At 75.4% G+C, this 19848-nt stretch carries 16 protein-coding genes and 3 tRNA genes; 7 read left to right on the top strand and 12 right to left on the bottom strand.

Annotated features, from left to right (window positions below):
* The first annotated feature begins 86 nt into the window (after window positions 1-86).
* The gene (locus HNR21_RS19065; protein ID WP_182706261.1) at window positions 87-614 is read left to right on the top strand and encodes a DUF485 domain-containing protein; all 528 of its coding nucleotides are present in this window, start codon (window positions 87-89) and stop codon (window positions 612-614) included.
* The gene (locus HNR21_RS19070; protein ID WP_182706262.1) at window positions 611-2296 is read left to right on the top strand and encodes a monocarboxylic acid transporter; all 1686 of its coding nucleotides are present in this window, start codon (window positions 611-613) and stop codon (window positions 2294-2296) included. The genes HNR21_RS19065 and HNR21_RS19070 overlap by 4 nt, the downstream gene beginning before the upstream one ends.
* An 18-nt stretch (window positions 2297-2314) precedes the next feature.
* Here the strand turns inward: HNR21_RS19070 and HNR21_RS19075 are convergent, their stop codons facing one another.
* The gene (locus HNR21_RS19075; RefSeq protein ID WP_182706263.1) at window positions 2315-3118 is read right to left on the bottom strand and encodes a universal stress protein; all 804 of its coding nucleotides are present in this window, start codon (window positions 3116-3118) and stop codon (window positions 2315-2317) included.
* Window positions 3119-3387: 269 nt separating this feature from the next.
* On the opposite strand from HNR21_RS19075, the gene HNR21_RS19080 reads away from it, so the two are divergent.
* From HNR21_RS19080 to HNR21_RS19095, 4 genes are read left to right on the top strand one after another with little or no spacing between them, the layout of a single operon-like run.
* Window positions 3388-4320: a viperin family antiviral radical SAM protein gene (locus HNR21_RS19080; RefSeq protein WP_182706264.1), complete on the top strand. Its 933-nt coding sequence runs from the start codon at window positions 3388-3390 to the stop codon at window positions 4318-4320.
* A complete protein-coding gene (locus tag HNR21_RS19085) occupies window positions 4317-6125 on the top strand; it encodes a prenyltransferase/squalene oxidase repeat-containing protein (RefSeq protein WP_182706265.1) in 1809 nt (602 codons plus the stop codon). Before HNR21_RS19080 ends, HNR21_RS19085 begins: the two co-directional genes overlap by 4 nt.
* Complete coding sequence (locus HNR21_RS19090) at window positions 6122-6982, top strand: inositol monophosphatase family protein (protein WP_182706266.1); 861 nt, start codon at window positions 6122-6124, stop codon at window positions 6980-6982. Before HNR21_RS19085 ends, HNR21_RS19090 begins: the two co-directional genes overlap by 4 nt.
* A gap of 33 nt (window positions 6983-7015) precedes the next feature.
* Window positions 7016-7435, top strand: a complete 420-nt coding sequence (locus tag HNR21_RS19095) for a ChaB family protein (RefSeq protein WP_182706267.1) — start codon at window positions 7016-7018, stop codon at window positions 7433-7435.
* A 34-nt stretch (window positions 7436-7469) separates the two neighbouring features.
* Here HNR21_RS19095 and HNR21_RS19100 read toward each other — a convergent pair whose 3' ends face one another.
* From HNR21_RS19100 to HNR21_RS19110, 3 genes are all read right to left on the bottom strand, one after another.
* Complete coding sequence (locus HNR21_RS19100; RefSeq protein ID WP_157996064.1) at window positions 7470-8720, bottom strand: ABC transporter substrate-binding protein; 1251 nt, start codon at window positions 8718-8720, stop codon at window positions 7470-7472.
* Window positions 8721-8749: 29 nt separating this feature from the next.
* Window positions 8750-11116 (bottom strand): vWA domain-containing protein, encoded by a 2367-nt coding sequence (locus HNR21_RS19105; RefSeq protein WP_182706268.1) that lies wholly within the window; start codon window positions 11114-11116, stop codon window positions 8750-8752.
* 147 nt (window positions 11117-11263) lie between these two features.
* Window positions 11264-11833, bottom strand: a complete 570-nt coding sequence (locus HNR21_RS19110) for a GNAT family N-acetyltransferase (RefSeq protein WP_182706269.1) — start codon at window positions 11831-11833, stop codon at window positions 11264-11266.
* Between the two features lie 90 nt (window positions 11834-11923).
* Between HNR21_RS19110 and HNR21_RS19115 the strand changes: the two genes are divergently transcribed.
* Window positions 11924-12865 (top strand): zinc-binding dehydrogenase, encoded by a 942-nt coding sequence (locus HNR21_RS19115; protein WP_182706270.1) that lies wholly within the window; start codon window positions 11924-11926, stop codon window positions 12863-12865.
* A gap of 6 nt (window positions 12866-12871) precedes the next feature.
* On the opposite strand, the gene HNR21_RS19120 is transcribed toward HNR21_RS19115, so the two are convergent.
* The 8 genes from HNR21_RS19120 to HNR21_RS19155 all read right to left on the bottom strand — a co-directional run bounded on the left by HNR21_RS19120 (window position 12872) and on the right by HNR21_RS19155 (window position 19793).
* Window positions 12872-14059 (bottom strand): vWA domain-containing protein, encoded by a 1188-nt coding sequence (locus HNR21_RS19120; RefSeq protein ID WP_182706271.1) that lies wholly within the window; start codon window positions 14057-14059, stop codon window positions 12872-12874.
* Entirely contained in the window at window positions 14056-15234 is a 1179-nt protein-coding gene (locus HNR21_RS19125) for an AAA family ATPase (protein ID WP_182706272.1), read from the bottom strand. Before HNR21_RS19125 ends, HNR21_RS19120 begins: the two co-directional genes overlap by 4 nt.
* A 28-nt stretch (window positions 15235-15262) precedes the next feature.
* Window positions 15263-15335 (bottom strand) — tRNA-Ser (locus tag HNR21_RS19130).
* A gap of 11 nt (window positions 15336-15346) precedes the next feature.
* Window positions 15347-16966, bottom strand: a complete 1620-nt coding sequence (locus tag HNR21_RS19135; protein ID WP_182706273.1) for an ankyrin repeat domain-containing protein — start codon at window positions 16964-16966, stop codon at window positions 15347-15349.
* A 28-nt stretch (window positions 16967-16994) separates the two neighbouring features.
* Window positions 16995-17067, bottom strand: a tRNA-Asp gene (locus HNR21_RS19140).
* A 107-nt stretch (window positions 17068-17174) separates the two neighbouring features.
* Window positions 17175-17248 (bottom strand) — tRNA-Cys (locus HNR21_RS19145).
* A gap of 11 nt (window positions 17249-17259) precedes the next feature.
* On the bottom strand, window positions 17260-18393 hold the full coding sequence (locus HNR21_RS19150; protein WP_119732142.1) for a leucine-rich repeat domain-containing protein: 1134 nt from the start codon (window positions 18391-18393) through the stop codon (window positions 17260-17262).
* On the bottom strand, window positions 18393-19793 hold the full coding sequence (locus HNR21_RS19155; RefSeq protein WP_312881105.1) for an SDR family NAD(P)-dependent oxidoreductase: 1401 nt from the start codon (window positions 19791-19793) through the stop codon (window positions 18393-18395). The genes HNR21_RS19150 and HNR21_RS19155 overlap by 1 nt, the downstream gene beginning before the upstream one ends.
* Window positions 19794-19848: the final 55 nt, after the last annotated feature.

Raw genomic sequence — 19848 nt, forward strand, 5'->3', positions numbered from 1 at the left:
TCCGCGAACCGGTCGTACTCTCCGTGATCGTCTGATCTCATAGGGGAGTGACAGGTCCGGGGGCAGGCCATGAGGGGGGAAGACGTATGGCGAGCGGCAGCGGCCGCGGCGACCGTCCGGTCGACTACGCGGCCATCGCGCGAGACGGCAGGTTCCGGGCGCTGCGGGTGCGGCACCGGACGCTCGTACTGGTGACGGCGGTGCTGTTCCTGGGCTGGTACCTGGCGTACGTGCTGCTGTCGGCGTTCGCCAGGGACCTGCTGGAACGCCCGGTGCTCGGGGATCTCAACGCGGGGCTGACGCTGGGGCTGCTGCAGTTCGCCGTCACCTGGCTGCTGGCGGCGCTGTACGCGGTGTACGCGCGGCTGGCCCTCGATCCTCTGGCGGAGGAGCTCCGCGCGGACGCCGGGCGCGGCGCGACCACCCGCCTGCCGGCCGTGCCGCCGGTGCCCGTGCCCGTGCGCGAGCCGGTCCCCGTGCCCGCGCCCGCCGCCCCGCGGCGGCACCGCCCGCCCTCGCCCGTGTCCGGCCTGCGCCGCGACCAGGTCTCGGGGGAGTGGACCGACCTCGGCCGAAGCCCCGCCCGCCCCGGGGTGAAGGGGACGGCGCGATGAGCCCCCTGGCCGCCGCCGATGACGGCGGGCGGGTGCTGACCTTCGGCCTCTTCCTGGCGTTCGTGCTGATCACCCTGGGCATCACCGTCTGGGCCCGGCTGAACACCCGGGGCGCGGAGGACTTCTTCGCCGGCGGCCGGTCCTTCACCGGGCCGCAGAACGGGCTGGCGCTGGCCGGGGACTACATGTCCGCCGCCTCGTTCCTGGGCATCGCCGGGATCATCGCCCTGTCCGGCTACGACGGGTTCCTGTACTCGATCGGGTTCCTGGTGGCCTGGGTGCTGACCCTGCTGCTGGTCCAGCCGATCCGCAACAGCGGCCGGTTCACCCTGGCCGACGTGGTGGCGTACCGGATGCGCCAGCCCCCGGTCCGCACCGCCGCCGCCGTCTCCACCGTCACCGTGTCGGTGTTCTACCTGCTGGCGCAGATGGTCGGGGCGGGCGCGCTGGTGTCCCTGGTGCTCGGCGTGCGCTCCGGCGGCACCTTCGGCGGCGTGTCCGCCGAGACCGCGCACGTGGCCACCATCGTCGTGGTCGGGCTGCTGATGATCTGCTTCGTCATGTACGGCGGGATGAAGGGCACCACCTGGGTGCAGATCGTCAAGGCGGCCCTGCTGATGGCGGGCGCGGCGGTGCTGACGGTACTGGTGCTGGCCCGGTTCGGCTTCGCCCCCGGGGCGATGCTCAGCGCGGCGGCCGAGGCCAGCGGGCACGGCGACGACTTCCTGGCCCCCGGCCTGCGGTACGGCCGGGAGGTCGCCGGGGACCCGGTCGCCACCCTGCTGAGCAAGCTGGACTTCATCAGCCTGGCGCTGGCCCTGGTGCTCGGCACCGCCGGGCTCCCGCACATCGTCACCCGCTTCTTCACCGTCCCCGACGGCCGCGCCGCCCGCCGGTCGGTGCACTGGACGATCGTCCTGGTCGGCGTGTTCTACCTGATGACGCTGGTGCTGGGGTTCGGCGCGACCGCCCTGGTGGGCCCGCGGGCCATCGCCGCCGAGGACCCGTCGGGCAACACCGCGGTGCCGCAGTTGGCGCGGGCGCTGGGCGAGCACGTGGGCGGCCCGGTCGGCGGGGACCTGCTGCTGGCGTTCGTCTCGGCGGTCGCGTTCGCCACCATCCTGGCGGTGGTGTCCGGGCTGGTGATCGCCTCGGCCACGTCGCTGGCGCACGACTTCTTCGGGCACGTGCTGATGTACGGCCGTCCCCGCGAGTCCCAGCAGGTCGCGGTGGCCCGGGCGGCGACGCTGCTGATCGGGGCGCTGGCGGTCGCGGCGGCCGTGTTCGCCCGGAACCTGAACGTGGCGTTCCTGGTGGCGCTGGCGTTCGCGATCGCGGCCTCGGCGCACCTGCCCGCCCTGGTGCTGGCGCTGTGCTGGCGGCGGTTCACCACCACCGGCGCGGTGTGCGGGATCTACGGCGGGCTGGCGGGGGCGCTGCTGCTGGTGGCGTTCTCCCCGGTGGTCTCCGGCAGGACCGATCCGGTCACCGGCGAGAGCCTGTCGCTGTTCCCGGCGGGCGTGGACTTCCACTGGTTCCCGCTGGAGAACCCGGGACTGGTGTCGATCCCGTTCGGCTTCCTGTGCGCGGTCCTGGGCACGCTGCTCGGCCGGGAGAAGGCCGACCCCGGCCGGCACACGGAGCTGTCGGTCCGCTCCCTGACCGGCATCGGCTCCTGCTAGCCCGCCCCGGGAGGCGGCCTAGTCGCGGCCGCGGGGCAGCACGGCGACGGGGCAGGGGGCGGCGCGCAGCACCTTCAGCGCCATCTCGCCCAGGAACACCCGGTGCACGGCGGCGTCCTCGCTGCTCGCGCACACCAGCAGCTCGCCGTCCAGCCAGTCGGTGGCGGCCAGCGCGGCGGCCACGTCGTGACCCGCCGCCAGCTCGGTCTGCACCGCGCCGGGGTCCAGCCCGGCGGCACCGGTGGCCAGCGGGACCGCCAGCGCCAGGTCGTCGCGCAGCGCGCCCTCGTCGGCCTCGTCCAGCGCCAGGGTCAGCAGCCGCAGCGGGACGTCCAGCCGTTCGGCGGCGACCGCGGCCCGGCCCACCGCCTCGTCGCACTGCGGCCGGCGCACGTAGCCGACGGTGATGCGCTCCACCCGTTCCGGGGGCCGGTAGCCGGAGGGGGTGAGCAGCACCGCCTCCGAGGAGGCGTGCAGCAGGTGGTCGGCGGCGCCGCCGACGGCGATCTGCCCGCGGGCGCCCCCGGCGGCCGAGCCGATGACGATCAGGTCCGCGCCCACCTTCCCGGCCAGCACGCTCAGCCCGCGGCCGACGCCCCGGCTCTCCTGGGCGACGAAGTCGGCGGGCTCGTCGCCGAGGACCTCCGCGGCCCGGCGCAGCGTGTCGCCCGCCTCGCTGGCCGCGCCGGCCCGGCCGGGCGGGTGGACGGCGGCGACGGTGAGCCGGCCGCCGGTCAGCGCGACGATGGCGCGGGCCAGCGCCAGCGCCTCGTCGGCCTGCTGGTCGGGGACGTATCCGACCAGCACATGCGCACCGATCATGCGGGGAGGCATTCCCGGGTGCGCCGCTCCCATTCACCGGCTCCGGCGGGGCGGCGCAGGTAAACGCACTCGGTGGCATGTGACGCGGTTTTCCGGCCGGAGCGTGGCGGCCAATCCGGAACGCCGCCCGGCCAACCGGTAACATTACGCACAACCCGACATTCCGTGGATAAAGTCTCGCTCCCGGGCGTTCGGCGTGTTTACCATGTGGCCAAGGCCGCGGTCGCCGGACGGCGACGAATCCGCCACCAGCCAGGGGGCTCGCACCGGTGCTCGTGACCAACTCCCCGCAGGTACCGGTCGAGACCGTCAACTTCCATCTCTGGCAGCCGTGCAACATGAGCTGCCGGTTCTGCTTCGCCACGTTCCGGGACGTCCGGCGCACCGTGCTGCCCGAGGGCCATCTGCCGCGGCACGACGCCGAACGGGTCGTGGCCCGGCTGGCCGAGGCCGGGTTCCGCAAGCTCACCTTCGCCGGCGGGGAGCCGCTGCTGTGCCCCTGGCTCCCCGACCTGGTGGCGCTGGCGCACCGGCTCGGCATGGTCACCTCCGTGGTGACCAACGGCAGCCTGCTCGACGAGGCCATGCTGCAGCGGCTGCGCGGGGTGCTGGACTGGATCACCGTCAGCGTCGACAGCGCCCGCCCCGAAACGCTGCGGCTGCTGGGCCGCGCCACGGCCGGCCGCGTCATGGAGCCCGACGAGTACCTGGCGCTGTGCCGCCGCGTACGGGGCCTGGGCTTCCGGCTCAAGGTGAACACCGTGGTGACCGCCCGCAATTGGCGCGAGGACATGACCGGCTTCGTCATCGCGGCCCGTCCGGAACGCTGGAAGGTGTTCCAGGTGCTGCCCGTGGCCGGGCAGAACTCGGGTAAAGTCGAATCGTTGTTGGTCACCCCCCGACAGTTCACCGACTTCGTCTCCCGCAATCTCCGTGTGGAGTCGGTGGGAATACGATTGATCCCCGAGGACAACGACGTGATGCCCGGCAGTTACGCCGCGGTCGACCCGGCCGGGCGGTTCTTCGACTCGGTGGACCCGCGCGGGTACACCTACAGCGAGCCGATCCTGAAGGTCGGGGTGCACCGCGCCATTTCCCAGGTGCGGATCAGCCGGGAGAAGTTCCTGGCCCGCGACGGCCTGTACGACCTGCCGGTGCCCGCGCCCGCCGGGGCCGCGGCCGACGAACCGGGCGGCCGATGAGCGTTCCCGAGCCCCGGCGGCCCGTCCCGCCCGCCGGGCGGTCCGGCGCCCGCCCCGTCCGGGTCGAGCTGGTCCTGCTGGACGCCGCCGGCGAGCACGTGCTGGTGCACGACTCCGGCGGCCGGCTGAGCTGCCCGCACCTCACGGTGACCGGCGACCCGACCGGGCACGACCACCGCGAGCTGGGCGAGCTGGTGCGCGGCCTGGCCGCCCGGCAGCTCGACCTGGACGTCGAGCCGCTGGGGCTGCTGGACGTCGCCGTGCGGCCCGACCAGCCCGGCGACGCGATGCACCTGGCGGTCGCCGCGGTGCTGCGGGGCGCCCCGCCCGAGGCCGCGGGGCTGCGCCTGCTGCCGGTCGCCGACCTGCGGTCGCGCCGCCGCGACCTGCGGCGTCCCGAGCACTTCGAGGCCGCCCGGAACTGGCACCGCGCCGCCCGGTGCGCGCCGGGGCTGGCCGGCCGGATCGAGGACGCGCTGCACCGGGCGGTGGCGTTCACCGAGCGCCGCCGCACCACCGAGTCCGGCCACTGGGGCTGGGAGCAGTACATGCAGCGGCGCGGCTCGATCGGCACCATGTCCACCGCGCACGGCGTGCTGATCAGCCTGCACGGGGCCCGGGACCGCACCGGCGAGCAGGTCGAGCGGGGCCTGGACACGCTGCGCGGGATGCAGAACGACGACGGCGGCTGGCAGATCAAGTGGTCGCTGGTGGGCGGCACCGCGGACGTGTCGATCACCGAGAGCACCTGCGCCTGCCTGTGGGCGTTCCGCGAGGCCCGCCGCGACCCGGGCGTCGAGGAGGCCGTCGACCGCGGGCTCAAGTGGCTGGAACGGCAGCAGCGCCAGGGCGGCGGCTGGGCGTCGGCGGCCCTGGACGGCGGGCGGCCGCTGGTGTTCCCGACCGCGTGGGCGGTGCGGATGCTGGCCTGTCACGGCCGCGCCGACGCGGTGCGGCAGAGCGTGCAGTGGCTGCGGGCCGCCCAGTGCCCGGACGGCGGATGGGGCGCCACCAGCGCGGTCGGCGACGAGACCGTGTCGTCCTCGCCCGCCTACACCGCCGCCGCCCTGCTGGCGCTGCGCCAGGCCGGGCTCCCGCCCACCGACCGCGTCGTCGAGTCCGGATGCGAGTACCTGCTGCGGACGTTCCGGCCCGACCAGCCCGAGCCGTGGGAGCCGACCTCGTTCACCACGCCGGTCGATCCGCAGCGGCCGGTCCACATGGACTTCCGGCACTTCGCCACCCCGTGGGCGCTGGCCGCGCTGTGCGAGTGCGGGTACGACCTGAGCCATCCGGTGGTGCTGTCGGCCACGCTGCAACTGCTGGACCTGGAACGGCCCGGCGGCGGCTGGCGGTCCACCCTCACCGCCCCCGACGTGACCCCCATCTGGGCGGTGCACGGCGCGGTGTTCGCGCTGCGCACGGTGCTGGACTCCAGCGTCCGCGACCTGGCCCCGCTGGTGCTGGGCCGCCACCACGAGGCCGAACGGCGCGCCCTGGCCCGGCTGTCGGGCGGGCTGGTCGACCGGCACGCCCGGCCGCCCGAGCCGCGGCGCACCTGGCGGAACCGGATGACGACGGTGTGGCTGGCGCTGCTGACGGTGACGGTGCTGCTGCTGGTTCTCGGCCAGTTCGGGGTATTGGAACAACTGCAGTCCTCATCCGGACGCGACAAGATACTCGCCGGAGCGACCACGGTTCTGGTCACAGTGCTCGGAGCGCTGGCGCCGGCCGTCCTGGCGGAGGAATATCGGATCAGGCGCAGCCGGGGGCAGGCCGGCCGGGACAGGGAGATCCCCCCATGAACGTGACCGTCAAGGATCCCGTCACCACCTGGACGTCGCGGCTGCAGGTCGCCCGGCAGGCCGCCGAGGCGGCGGCCGACGCCATCCGCGACCAGTTCGGGCAGCGGTTCGTCAACGCCTACAAGGGGCCGCACGACGTCCAGCTGACCGCCGACGTCATCGCCCAGAAGGTGATCGTGGACGCCCTCCGGGAGGCCTGCCCCGGTTACGGGATCGTGGCCGAGGAGGACGAGTTCGACCGGTGGGGCGGCGAGGAGTTCCTGTGGGCGGTCGACCCGCTGGACGGCACCAACAACTTCGGCTACGGCATCGCGCACTGCGCCCTGGCGATCTCCCTGTTCCATGACGAGGACGTGGTGCTGGCGGTCGTCGCCGACCCGCTGACCGGCCGGACCGCGCACTGCGTGCGGGGCGGCCCGCTGACCCCCCGGCCCGTCCCCGACGCCGGGACGCCGCTGCACCGGGCGACGGTGTCCCTGGTCACCGGGTACGCCGAGGACGGCCGCGCGTGGGGCCACGGGTTCGCCGGGTGGATGAGCGAGCGCTGCAAGCGGGTGGTCAACATGTGGGCGCCCGCGCTGGACCTGGCGCTGGTCGCGGGCGGGGCGCTGGACGCGATGGTGTGCCGGGACGCCGCCCTGCTCGACGTGTGCGCCGGGATGTTCCTGGTCGCCGAGTCCGGCGGCCATGTGGTCGGCCTGGACGGCGGGCCGCTGGCGGTGCGCCGGTCCATGCACGAGCGGCCGGTGTCGTTCGTCGCCGCCCGCAGCCCCGTCCTGGCCGCCGACCTGCTGGAACAGGTCCGCGCCTACGACGCGTCGCGCCGACCGGCGCATGAGGGGGCCGCGGCCGGGTAGACCCTGCGCGTCATCGCAGGGAAGGAGAAGCAGATGCCCGGCCGTGAGGAGCTTCCGTCGACGTTGCGGCGCTCCCCGGAGAAGGCCCAGCGGACCTGGATCAAGGCCCACGACTCGGCCGTCGAGGAGTACGGCGAGGGCGAGCGCGCGCACCGCACCGCGTTCGGCGCGCTGAAGCACGCGTTCGAGAAGATCGGCGACCGCTGGCTGCCCAAGGGCGGCAAGGAGGGCAAGGCCAAGGGCCCCTCCGACAAGCAGTCGGCCACGCCCCGCCCGCAGTCCCGCAAGGAGCCCAGCGCCGAGGGCGTCGACGCCAACGCCAGCAAGCAGCACCTGTACGAGGTGGCCAAGAGCCTGGGCATCCAGGGGCGCTCCCGGATGTCCAAGGACGAACTGGTGGAAGCGATCAAGAAGGAGAACCGCAGGCGCACCGCCAAGGCGCGCAAGTCCTGACCGGCTCCCGACCGGCTCCCGGCCGGTGCCCCGGCTATCCGGCGGCGGTGAGGGCGCGCAGGTCCTCGGCCAGGTCCGACATCCGGTGCGCCACCGCCGGCGGATCGGTCAGGGTGGGGTGCAGGTGCTCCTGCAGGGTGTCCGACAGCCGGTCGTAGTCCGGGGTGACCGGCCGGGACCGGGCGCGTTCCACCGTCCGGCGGATCTCCTGCAGGTGCGGGTAGGCCCGCGTCAGGATCGGATCCTCGTACAGGGCGCGCCGCGCCGGCGCGAACCCCGCCCCGGTGAACAGCGTCCGCTCACTGGACTCGCTGGTCAGATAGCGGATGAAGGCCCGCGCGGTGTCCCGGTTGCGCGAGCACCGCGACAGCGCCAGGTTCCACCCGCCGAGCGCCGAGGACCACGGCAGCGGCGCCACGCCGAACCTGCCCAGCAGCGGCGAGCCCTGCGCGCCCAGCAGCCGGTACGCGTACGTCCAGTTCCGCATGAACAGGGCCCGGCCGCCCTGGAACGCGATCCGCGCCCCCTCCTCGTTGTAGTCGACCGAATCCGGCAGGATCCACCGGTCGCGCAGTCCCTGCGGGATCCGCTGGAAGCCCCGGCCGGCCTCGGCGGGGTCCAGGACCGCGTCGCCCTCGCCGTCCACCACGGCGCCCCCGGCGGCCCAGATCGCCTCCAGGGCGTTGACGGTGAAGCCCTCGTACCGGTCGAGCTGGGTGACGTAACCGGCGAGCCCGTGCCGGGGCGCCACCGTCACCGCCTGGTGGCGCAGCTCCTCCCAGGTCCGCGGGGGCCGCATCCCCTCGGCGTCCAGGACGTCCTTGCGGTAGTACAGCAGCCCCACGTCGGCGCGCAGCGGGATGCCGTACTGCCGGCCCCGGTACCGGCCGGTCTCCAGCGTGGTCGGCAGGAACGCGTCCCCGTCGAAGTCGTCCGGGTCCAGCGGCTCGATGTACCCCCAGTGGGCGAACTCGGCGGTCCGCACCACGTCCAGGGTGATCACGTCGGCGCAGCCGCCCGTGGCGGACGGCGCGGCCATCGCGTCCTGGGCGCGGGCGGCCAGCTGGGCGCGGTGGTCGTCGGTGGACTCCGGCAGCTCCACCATCCGCACGTACTGGCCGGGATGGTCGGCGTTCCACCGGTTGACCAGCGCCTTGATCTGCGCGCCCTGGCTGGTGTCCCGGCCGTCGGCGAACACGATCATCCCCCGGTCGTCCCCGCCCGCCGGGGCGCACCCGGCCGCCGCCAGCACCACCGCCGCGATCGCGCAGAGCAGGGCGCGCACGCCTGCCTCCTCGGGCCTGCTCGGGATCGTCATGGGCGCGGGACCCCCCACAGTCCCGCCGCGATGCCGTCCAGCGCGCGGCGCATCCCGGTCATCCCGTCGACCTCGTAGCACTCGCCGCCGCTGTCGCGGGTCACCTCGTCCAGCCCGGCCGTGCAGCCGCCCGCGCGGAACGCGATCACGAACACCCGCACCGGGTCCCCGGCGGCCAGCCGGTCGGCCAGCGCGGCGGTGCTGGGGCCGTCCGGGTCGGTGCCGTCGGCGATCGCGATGACCGCGTCCGTGGTGTCGGGGTCGCCGTCGTCGGCGCGCAGCCGGTCCACGGCGGCGCCGATCGCGTCGTGCAGCGCCGGGGCGGCGTCCAGGACGCGCAGCCCGCGCAGGGCGCGGTCCATGTCCCCGCGGTGCCCGGCGGCCGGCCGGCCGAGCGGCAGCAGCAGCCGGTGGTCGCGGCCGCCGTCCAGGCCGGCGGCGAAGCCCAGCAGCCCGATCTCGTCGCGGGCGCCGACCAGCCGCAGCGACAGCCCCAGCGCGTCCACCGCCGCCGCCAGCCGGGTCCCCTTGTGGTAGGGGAACGGCTCGGACATCGTGCGGGACTGGTCGATCGCCAGCAGCACCCGGGCCGAGCGGCGCACCCGGTCCCAGGCGTCCAGCAGCGCCGGGTCGTCGAACAGCCCGTACTGCTCGCGCACGGCGGGCCGGTAGGGCACCAGCGGGTCCTGGCCGGAGCCCACGCCGGCCGTGTCGCGGTATCCGGCCTGCCGCAGCCGCTGCTGCGCCTGGTCGCCCAGCAGGTACCGGTAGAACTCCTCGACGGCCACGCTGCGCGCCGGGCTGCGCGGCAGCTCCGTCCGGTCGATCACCACGAACGGGTGGTCCAGCAGCGGCGCCCCGCCCTCGGCGTACAGCGGCACCAGCTCCGGGGCGATCGACGACGGCCCGCACCGGTCGGCCAGCGACTCCTGGCTGCGGTAGTCCAGGACCGTCTTCTCGGAGATCAGGAACGCGGTGCGGCGCAGCTCGCTGTCGGGCGGGGCGTTCCGCAGCGCGCACAGCAGCCGCATCGGGTCCTCGTCGCCCTGGGTCATGATGTGCTCGACGGCGTGCAGCCGCTCCGGCGCGCCCGCCTCGCCCAGCGTCTCGGCGGTCAGCGCTCCCACGTGGAGCGTCGCGCGGTACAGGGCCACCGTGGCGGCCAGTCCCACGCTGGAGGACCGGGGTGAGGGGCGGGCGAAGAACGCGCCGCCGGGATGCCGCTGCGGCCAGTCCGGCATGTCCTCCCAGCGGTAGGCGCCGCCGTCCAGGCCCAGCGCGTCGGCCATCTGCCGGGGCACCGCCGCCACCACCACCGACTGGGCGACGGAGCCGAGGGAGTGCACCGAGATCCCCGGTGCCCGGCCGTCCTCCAGCAGCCGCCGCAGCCGGGCCACCTCCAGGCCGGAGTCGGGCAGCCACACGTCGGCCTCGGCGGACACCTCGCCCTGCTCCCCGTCCAGCCAGCCCTGGTCGAGGGAGGCGTCCACCGCACCGGCGAACGGCACCGAGGCCACCCGCACGTGCACGGTCGGGCAGCCGCCGGCGTCCCGGGAGACCTGCTCGAAGTCCCGGGCCACCGTGCGGATCACGCGTTCCTTCTCCGCCGAGGCCAGCACCCGGATCTCGGCGGGCGGGCGCGGGCAGCCGCCGGGCAGCGCGTCGCCCCCGGCGGTGAGCGTCAGGACGAGGAACAGCACGGCGCCCAGGGCGGCGGCGGACCGGGCGGACGGCATCCGGGCGAACGTCCCGACGGAGGGCATCCGGGCGAACGTCCGGGTGGACGGCGGGGCGCTGCGCCGCAGCGGCGCGGGCAGCCTGATCCAGGCGCCGATGGGCTCGCCGCTCTTGGGGCTGACCGTCACCCAGCGGTAGTCGTGGTGATGGTGGTCCGGGCTCTTGCGGACGACGTTCTCGAACGTCCAGTCCGACACGATCACCGCCAGCGGCGAGGAGGAGCCGTCCAGCGCCGTTTTCAGTTCCTCGGCGTCGACCATCCGGCGGGTGGTGATGATGGCCTGGCCGCTGTATCCCCGGTCGTCCCTGCGGACGTCGCCGAAGTGCACCGCCGCGCGCAACCGGATCTGCGCCTCGGGCCGGTGACGGGCGTTGTGCTCGCGCAGTTCCCTGGCCAGGTGGCCGGGCAGGGGCGAGATCAGGCGCTCGCGGTGTTCGTGCGGGAGCACCATGAGGCAGCCGTCGCCGCGGTCCTCGTAATGGCAGGCGTCCCAGTCCAGGCCGGAGTCGGCGAACGCCGTCCGCAGCGCCCGTTCCAGGCCCCGGCGGATCTCCTCCTGGTCGTCGGCGGTGCGCTCGGGCGAACTGAACCCCTGGACGTCAACGATGAAGATCGTCTGATCCATCAGGCTCCCGGTCCGCAGCCGTTCCGGCCCTCCCGGTGGTCACCGGGCAGCACGTCCCCGGGTGCGAGCATAGGACGATCGCGGCGCGTCCATGTATCACCGGTCACAGTCCGGCGATGTTCGTGACTCCATTGAAATGCCGCCGTATCATTCCGGATTTTCCGGATCGTCCCCGGCCGGGCGATGACGCCGGTATTCGGCACCGGTCAAGGCGCAGATCCGCATCGGCTCGCCGTCCGGCCCGGCGGCCTCGGCGACCGGCACCAGCCCGAGCTTGGCGGTGACCCGGGCGGACCCGGTGTTGGCGACCTGGAAGCGGGCCACCACGGCCGCGGCGCCCAGCCGGCCGAACGCCTCGGCGAGCACCGCGGAGGCCGCCTCGGTGGCGATCCCGCGGCCCCACGCGTGCGGCGCCACCCACCAGCCGATCTCCAGCGCGGGCTCGGGGACCCCGGCGACCGGGCCGGCGGGGCGGATCAGCGACACCAGCCCGAGGAACGACCGGTCCGCCCGGTCGTGGACGGCGCGCCACCCGAACCCGTGGTCGGCCCAGTGCCGCAGCGCCCGCACGTGGCGGCGGGCGGCGTAGCCGGGGGTCCACACGCCGGTGCCGATGTGGCGCATCACCCGGATGTCGGTGGCCAGCCGGAGCAGGTCGGGGGCGTGCCGCTCCTGCCACGGCTCCAGCAGCAGGCGGCGGGTGGTCAGTGTCCGCACGCGGCGAGGTTACCGCCGTGCGCCGCGGTTGACCTCGACCATGCTCGAGGTCGCAGGCTGGTGCCCGGACCGAGACGGAGGGGAACGCGGATGCGCGCGGTGTGGATGACGGGGGTCGGCGGCCCGGAGGTGCTGGTGGCCGGGGACGCGCCCGACCCGGTGGCGGGGCCGGGACAGGTGCTGGTCGAGGTGGTGTTCGCGAACATCACGTTCGTGGAGACCCAGATCCGTTCCGGGAACGGCCCGTTCGGGCGGGTGGAGCCGCCGCTGATCCCCGGCAACGGCGTCGGCGGCGTGGTCACCGCGGTGGGGGACGGCGTCGACCCGGGGCTGGTCGGCGCGCGGGTCGTCACCGGCACCGGGGGCTCCGGCGCATACGCGCAGCGGGTCGCCGTGGACGCCGCCGGGATCTTCCTGGTGCCCGAGGGGCTGGCGCTGGACGAGGCGGTGGCGCTGCTGGCCGACGGGCGCACCGCGACCATGCTGGTGCGGCACGCCGCGGTCAGGCCCGGCGACCGGGTGCTGGTCGAGGCCGCCGCGGGCGGGGTCGGCACCCTGCTGGTGCAGCTCGCGCGGGCCGAGGGCGCGCACGTCGTCGCCGCGGCGGGCGGCCCGCGCAAGACCGCGCTGGCCCGCGAGCTGGGCGCCGACGTGACGGTGGACTACCGGGAGCCGGACTGGACGCGGCGGGCGGGGGAGGTGGACGTCGTCTTCGACGGGGTCGGCGGCGACATCGCGCGGGCCGCGTTCGGCCTCCTCGCCCGCGGCGGGCGGATGATCAGCTACGGCCTGGCCGGCGGCGGCTGGGCCGAGATCCCCGAGGACGAGGCCGCCGGACGCGGCGTCGCCCTGCTGCGGCCCCGGCCCGGCCCGCGGGAACTGCGGGACTGCACCGAGCACGCGCTGGCCGAGGCGGCGGCGGGCCGGCTGCGCCCGGTGATCGGGCAGCGGTTCCCGCTGGAACGCGCCGCCGACGCGCACGCCGCGATCGAGTCCCGCGCCACCGTCGGCAAGACCCTGCTGGTGGTCTGAACGCGGTCACAGGTCCGCGGTGGGGATGCGGACCGTCTCCATCCAGGACGGCGGGTCCGGCGGATCCTGCCCGATCAGCGCCGCGACGATCCGGCAGGACGGTGACTCGGCCGGCCACGGCGTGTACCCGTCGGTCAGCACGACCAGGATCTGCGGGCGTTCCGGCATCGCCAGCGCCGCCGTGATCGCCACCCGCATGTCGGTGCCCCCGCCGCCGCCCAGCTCCACCTGCCCGACCTGCCCGGCCGAGCAGATCCGGGTCACCGCCTGCACGTCGGCGTCGCAGGCCAGCACCGCGACCCGGTTGCCGCGGACGCCGACCTCCCGCAGCACCCCGGTCACCTCGGCCAGCGCCGCGGCCAGTTGCGCGTCGCCCATCGACCCGGAGGTGTCGATCACCACGCCGACCCGGGGCAGCGGGCGGCGCAGGCTGGGCAGCACCACCCCGCGCATCGCCGCGGTCCGCCGCGACGGGCGGCGGTAGGTGTAGTCCACCGCGCCGCCCGCCCACGCCACCGCCTCACGGATCGCGCCGCGCAGCACCTGCCGCCAGTCCACCACCGGCTCCAGCACCTGCTCGGCCCACCGCCGCCAGCCCGCCGGGAGCGTGCCGCGCGCCCGCTCGTGCGCCCGCATCGCCTCGGCGGTCTGCCGCCGCAGCGCCTGCGCCTCCACCTCGCCCACCTTCGGGGCCGCCCCGGGGTCCTCCCACGGCGTGGGCCGGCCGTGCGCGCCCGAACCGCAGTCGTGCGGCGGCGGCCCTTGGGGGATCCCCGGCAGGTACTCCTCGAACAGCCGCCCCGGCGGCAGCCCGAAGTCCCCCGGCGTCACCCGCCCGGCGGGCAGCTCCAGCCGGTCGCCCAGCAGGTCGTCGTTGATCTCGCAGTCCTGGGCGACGTTGATCCGGTGCCGGTCGCGCTGGGCGGCGGCCGGGAGCCGGTCGGCCCGGCCGTGGTGGTCGCGCAGCAGGTGGGCGACCTCGTGGATCCACACGCCCGCCAGCTCCGCCACCTCGCAGCGGGCCACGAACGCGGGCGAGACGTAGCAGCGCCAGTGCCGGTCCACGCCCATCGTCGGCACCCGGTCGGTCGGCACCACCGTCAGCGAGTACAGCGCCGCCGCCAGGTAGGGCCGTTCGGTCGCCGCCCGGTACCGCGCCGCCAACAGCTTGACCCGGTCCAGCTCCCCGGTCACCGGCCCAGCGCCCCGGACAGCCGCAGCAGGTCCACGAACGCGTCGATGCCCTCGGGCACCGGCCAGGACGTGTCGCGCAGCGCCGCCAGGTCCATCGCGGCCCGCGCCGCCACGTCCGGGATGCCCGCGTCGACCGCCTTGGCCAGCACCGTCCAGCCCGCCTCCCAGCGGCGCCGGGTCAGCTCGCCCTGCACCGCGGACACCACCGAGGTCAGGAACGCCAGTTGCCGGTCCCCGCGCTCGGGCAGGTCGAACGCGCCCGGGTCGGCCAGCACCCGGTCGGGGTCGGGCAGGTCCAGGTTGTCCAGGTACGACATCAGCTCGATCCCGGCGCCGTCGCCGACCGTCCCGACGATCGCGGCGGTCAGCGCCTCCCGGCTCGCCCTCGCCGCGTACCCGGTCGCCAGCAGCCGCAGCGCCATCTCCCAGGTGCGGGGCGACGGCCACGCCCCGCCGCGGGCCTCGGCGTCGGACGGCAACTGGTGCGCCAGGCCGGGCCGGGCGGTGAGGAAGCCGGAGATCACGCCGCGCGCCTTGGCCACCGCGCCCGCCGCCCGGCCCGGGTCCACCAGCGGGATCGTCACCTGCGGCCAGGTGCCCGCCATGCCCCGCGCCACCGTACGGGGGTCGTGCGTCCAGTGCAGATGGACGAACCGGTTGGCCAGCGGCGGGCTCAGATGCCAGCCGTCGGCCGCGCTGGACGGCGGGTTGGCGGCGGCCACCACCCGCACCGGCTCCGGCAGCGCCAGGCTGCCGACCCGGCGTTCCAGCACCACCCGCAGCAGCGCGGCCTGCACGGCGGGCGGGGCCGAGGACAGCTCGTCGAAGAACACCAGCCCCCGCCCGGCGCGGGCCAGCCGCACCGCCCAGTCCGGCGGCGCCATCGGCACCCCCTCGGCGGCCGGGTCGTCGCCGATCACCGGCAGCCCGGCGAAGTCGGACGGCTCGTGCACGCTGGCGATCACCGTCTCCAGCGGCACCCCCAGCCCGTCGGCCAGCTGCCGCATGCCCGCCGACTTGCCGATGCCGGGCTCGCCCCACAGCAGCACCGGCAGGTTCGCCGACACCGCCAGCGCCAGCGCCTCGATCCGGGTGTCGGCGGCCGGCTCGGTGCGCCAGGCCGCGGCCCGCCGGTTCAGCTCGTCGGCGGCGTCCAAGGGGTCGTGCTCGGTCATTCGTCACTCCAGGTGGGGATCGGGCTCGTGGAGCCGGCCGGATTCGAACCGGCGTCCTCCCGCTGAGCAAGCGGGCGCGACGACCTCTGCGCTACGGCTCCGTGCACGGCGGTCACCCGGTGCGGCCCGGGGAGGGGAGCAGGGGCTCGATGCGGTCGCGGAGATGCCCCAGGTCCCGCTTGAGCCGCGACTCGACGATCTCCCGGTGGACGCCGCCGTAGGCGCTGTGCAGCGGCGCCCCCGCGTCCAGGAACGCCTCGATCAGGCGCGGCGAGCCGTCCTCGGTGAGCGCCACGAGCAGCGGCGTGCGGTGCAGGGCGTCCAGGGCGGCCGGATCGAGCCCGGCGTCCAGCAGGCGGGGCAGCACCCGTTCGTGGTCGACCAGATGGACCAGATGCAGCAGCGTCCCGTGGTCGCCGCACGGCGTCCGGGGGTCCACGTGGTCCAGCAGCGACAGCGCCCCGTCGGTGTCGCCGTTCCGGAACATCATGATCAGTTCGCTGCGCAGCCGGCGCAGCTCCCGCGGCAGCCGCCCACGGGCGCCCCGCCAGGCGGCGGGGACCGTGAAGCAGCCGATGACCTCCCCGCCGAAGGCGCGCAGAGCCTCCTCGCGCCGCAGTTCCTCCTCGTCGTGCGGCATCCGCAGCCGGCCGTCCCGGAACCGCACCTGGTGCCATGCGCCGTCACGACAGCGGACCCGGACCGGTGGGGGAGGCCCGACCTCCGGAGGGCCGGGCGGCCGGGCGGGCTCGCGGCCGGGGAACAGCACCCCGTAGATCAGCGGGTGCAGGTCCTCGGGGACGATGTCGCCGCGCCACAGCAGGTCCAGATCCGGTGGCCGCCGCCAGGCCGCCTCGGCGAGCCACGGAAGGTCCCGCTTCTGCCCGCGTGCGGGCAGCGCCTTCAGACGGAGGCGTCCCCCGTCGACCTCGATCCTCGCGGCGCAGAGGGTGTCCCGGCCGATGATCGCTCCGCCGGGCAGGCCGCGGACCGTCCGCGCCAGCCGGACCGGGTCCAGCGAGAGCACGTGGGCGAGACGGTGGCGGACGAAGTCCCAGGCACTGACCTCGACCGGCTCGACGCCCACGGCGGTGAGGGCGTCGTCGAGCCGCCCGTCGGCGCTCAGCGCCGCGGTCCACTCGGTCAGCGCCGCCAGGTCGTCCGGCCCGGGGGCGGCGGGCAGCTCCTCCCGGGACAGCGGCGTGCCGTCCGGCCGCAGGAACGGCACCCGGTCCGAGCAGCCGTACCACTCGCGCAGCCCGTCCAGGCATCGGAGGTCCCACAACTGCCGCAGCCCGGTCCAGTCCTGGTCCAGGTCGCCTCGGCGGAGCCGCACCTGTGCCGACAGGGACGGCCTGCAGTGCAGGAGGATGCGCGCCGGGGCCGGGCCTCCGGACGTCGTCGACACCGACAGCTCCAGGGGCCCGTGCTCCGCCAGGATCACCTGCCGGCCGGGGAGCAGGAACGGCTCCCCACGCGGCAGATGCCAGCGGACCAGGTCGGGCGCCAGGTGCATGAGGTCGTCGGTCACCGCCCCGGCCGTCTCCGCGCCGTGCTCGCGCCGGATCTCGTCCAGGTCGAACGTCACCTCGAGCCCGGCCGCCGCGCAGGCGCCGCGCCAGTCCCCGGCGCGCCGCCGCTCGGCGACCCGTTCGATCATCTGGCGGGACACCGCGTGGCGGCGGGCCGGCCGCACCCCGTGCCAGCTCGCCGGGCGGTCCTTCTTCCCCACACGCACCCCTCACCGCGTTCCGGTCCTGCGGAGCCGGCCGGATTCGAACCGGCGTCCTCCCGCCTGACAAGCGGGCGCGACGACCTCTGCGCCACGGCTCCTCCCGCTCGATCATCACGCGGGCGCGGCATGGCGGCGGACCGCCGGCCACGTCGCCTCCGCGGACGCGAGCCCCGGCCTCACCTGTTCTCCTTCGTGCCTTCCTCCGTGGAGCCGACCGGATTCGAACCGGCGTCCTCCTCGCATTGCGTGCGGGTGCGACGACCTCTGCGCTACGGCCCCTGGTGGTGCGGTCAGCGATAGACGCTGCCGATCGCCCGCACGTCCGGGTGGGCGCCGGACGCCGGGCGCAGACGCGGGTGGAACGCCCGCTTGACCTTGCGGGGAACACCCGGACCCAGGCCCACGTACTCCAGGCGGGTGTCGTGCGGAACGCGGGCCAGCAGCGCCTTGGCGCCGCGGCCGGTGACGCCGGTGTGGCGCAGCTCCAGGCGGCGCAGCGGGCTGTCCGGCAGGGCCTCGGCCAACGCCGCCGCGCCCTCGTCGCCGGTCGCGTTGGGCGGGGCTCCCAGGGCCCGTTCGGACGGCGGGCGGCCCAGGTCCAGGGACTCGATGCCGCCCAGGGCCTCGGCGAGCGCCCGCGCACCGTCCGGGCCGATGCCGTTGCCGCCCAGGCCCAGCCGCACCGGCCGGGACGGGTCGGCGGCCTCGGTCAGCGTGGCGACACCGGCGTCGCGCAGGTGGTTGGCGGGCAGGTACAGCTCCCGTACGCCCGCGTCGCGGATCAGCGCCGCCAGCACCGGCGCACTGCCCGCGTCCAGGCCGTTGCCGCCCAGGAACAGCCGCTCCACCGGGTACGGCCGGTCCAGCAGCGCGTCCAGCAACGCCCGCAGGCCGTCCGCGGTCACTCCCGTGTTGACCAGGTCGAGCGTCCGCAGCGTGGTGTTGGCCCGCAGCATCGCCGCCACGGCCCGGACCCCGGCGTCGCCGATCGGGTTCCGCTTGAGCCACAGGGCCCGCACGGTGCCGTCGCCGGCGAGCCGTTCGGTCAGGGCGGTCACGCCGTCCGGCCCGATGCGGTTGCAGCCCAGGTACAGCGTCCGCAGCCGGTGACCGGGGGACAGCCCGGCGGCCAGCGCCCGCGCCCCCTCGTCGCCGATCCCGTTGGTGCCCAGCAGCAGATGCCGGGCGTGCGGGGAGGCGGCGGCGACCGGCAGCAGCCTGGCCACCCCATCCGGGCCGATGCCCTGCTTGCACAGGTCCACCCGGCCGTCCGGGCGCAGCGTGCCCAGCCGGAACGTCTCGTCGGCCGCCACCGGCCCGGCGTCGGCCAGCCTGGCCAGCAGCGGGGCGAGGTCGGCGGGATCGGCGCGCGGCACGTCCGGCACCTCGATCGCCGGGCAGCGTACGGGCGTCGGCTCGGGCATCACCACTCCACCGGTCGATAGTCCTTGAGGAACAACCCGGACATGCGCTCCCCGCGCACGCCCCGCACCACCGGGTGGTAGACCCGGGCGGCGCCGTCGATCACGTCCAGCGGCGGCCGGAACCCCGCCGCCCGCTGCTCCCGCTTGGCCGGATGCGCCCGCTCGTCGGTCACCCAGCCGGTGTCCACGCTGTTCATGTGGATGCCCGAACGGGCGTAGTCGGCCGCGGCGGTGCGGGTCAGCATGTTCAGCGACGCCTTGGCCATGTTGGTGTGCGGGTGCCGGTCGGTCTTGGTCGGGCGCGAGAAGCTGCCCTCCATCGCCGACACCTGCACCACGTACCGGTCCGGGAACGGGGAGGACTCCAGCGCCCCGCGCAGCCGGGCGGTCAGCAGGAACGGCGCGAACGCGTTCACCACGTGGACCTCCAGCCACTCGGCCGGGTCCACCTCGTGCAGCCGCAGCATCCAGCTGTTGCGCTCGCGCAGGTCCAGCGGCTGCCCCGTCTCGTCGGTCGCGCCCGCCGGGAACAGCGCCTCCACCGCCGCGTCCACCGGGACCGGCCGCCGGTCCGCGGCCCCGGCCGCGATCGCCGGCCGCCCGCCGTCCCGCACGTCCACCAGCGCCGCCGTCCCGGTCAGCGGCTCCCGCTCGGCCGCCAGCACCTGCCGGTGGTAGGCCGCCGGACGCCGGATCGTCTGCGCCGCGTTGTTGATCAGGATGTCCAGATGCCCGAACCGGCGCTCCACCTCGCCGGGCAGCGCCGCCAGCGCGGGCACGTCCAGGAAGTCCACCCCGTGCACGTGCAGCCGGTCCAGCCAGTCCGGATGGTCGGGCACCGCCGCGAACCGCCGCGCCGCGTCCCGCGGGAACCGGGTGGTGACCAGCACCTCGGCCCCGTCCCGCAGCAGCTTGAGCGCCACCTGGAAGCCGATCTTGATCCGTCCGCCGGTCACCAGCGCCCGCCGCCCGGTCAGGTCGCAGCGCGCGTACCGGTGGGCCAGGTTCTCCTCCGCGCACGGCGGGCACAGCAGGTGGTACTCCGGATGCACCTCCCGGTACGGGGCCTTGCACACGTAACAGCGCCGCGCCCGCAGCAGCGTGCCGCCTTCGCGCCGTCCGGCCGGCAGGGCGGGCGTCTCCGGAACGGGCGAGGGGTCCTCCACCTGGAACCGGGTGGCCGTGGCCAGCAGGGACCGGTCGCGCCGCCGCCCCTCGACCTTCCGCACCACCTTGCGCGCCTTCTTGCCCGCCCGGTGGACCTGCGAGGCCGCCTCGTGCACGGCGCTCCACCGAGGATCGTCCGGATGCGCCTCCCGAGCCCGCTCCAGCACCCGAAGGCACACGTCGATCTCCGCAGCGGACGGCGACGACGGCTCCGGCTCCACCGCTCCGCTCACCACCAACACTCCTCGTTCACGCCGACCCGGGCCCCGCACAGGGCGTGGGGGCGGA

Origin of the sequence: Thermomonospora cellulosilytica, assembly GCF_014138835.1 — a bacterium.
Taxonomy (GTDB): Bacteria; Actinomycetota; Actinomycetes; order Streptosporangiales; family Streptosporangiaceae; genus Thermomonospora; species Thermomonospora amylolytica.

Coding starts and splice junctions, on each gene's coding strand:
- HNR21_RS19065 (WP_182706261.1), top strand. CDS start 87: ATGGCGAGCGGCAGCGGCCGCGGCGACCGTCCGGTCGACTACGCGGCC.
- HNR21_RS19070 (WP_182706262.1), top strand. CDS start 611: ATGAGCCCCCTGGCCGCCGCCGATGACGGCGGGCGGGTGCTGACCTTC.
- HNR21_RS19075 (WP_182706263.1), bottom strand. CDS start 3,118: ATGATCGGTGCGCATGTGCTGGTCGGATACGTCCCCGACCAGCAGGCC.
- HNR21_RS19085 (WP_182706265.1), top strand. CDS start 4,317: ATGAGCGTTCCCGAGCCCCGGCGGCCCGTCCCGCCCGCCGGGCGGTCC.
- HNR21_RS19090 (WP_182706266.1), top strand. CDS start 6,122: ATGAACGTGACCGTCAAGGATCCCGTCACCACCTGGACGTCGCGGCTG.
- HNR21_RS19095 (WP_182706267.1), top strand. CDS start 7,016: ATGCCCGGCCGTGAGGAGCTTCCGTCGACGTTGCGGCGCTCCCCGGAG.
- HNR21_RS19105 (WP_182706268.1), bottom strand. CDS start 11,116: ATGGATCAGACGATCTTCATCGTTGACGTCCAGGGGTTCAGTTCGCCC.
- HNR21_RS19115 (WP_182706270.1), top strand. CDS start 11,924: ATGCGCGCGGTGTGGATGACGGGGGTCGGCGGCCCGGAGGTGCTGGTG.
- HNR21_RS19125 (WP_182706272.1), bottom strand. CDS start 15,234: ATGACCGAGCACGACCCCTTGGACGCCGCCGACGAGCTGAACCGGCGG.
- HNR21_RS19150 (WP_119732142.1), bottom strand. CDS start 18,393: ATGCCCGAGCCGACGCCCGTACGCTGCCCGGCGATCGAGGTGCCGGAC.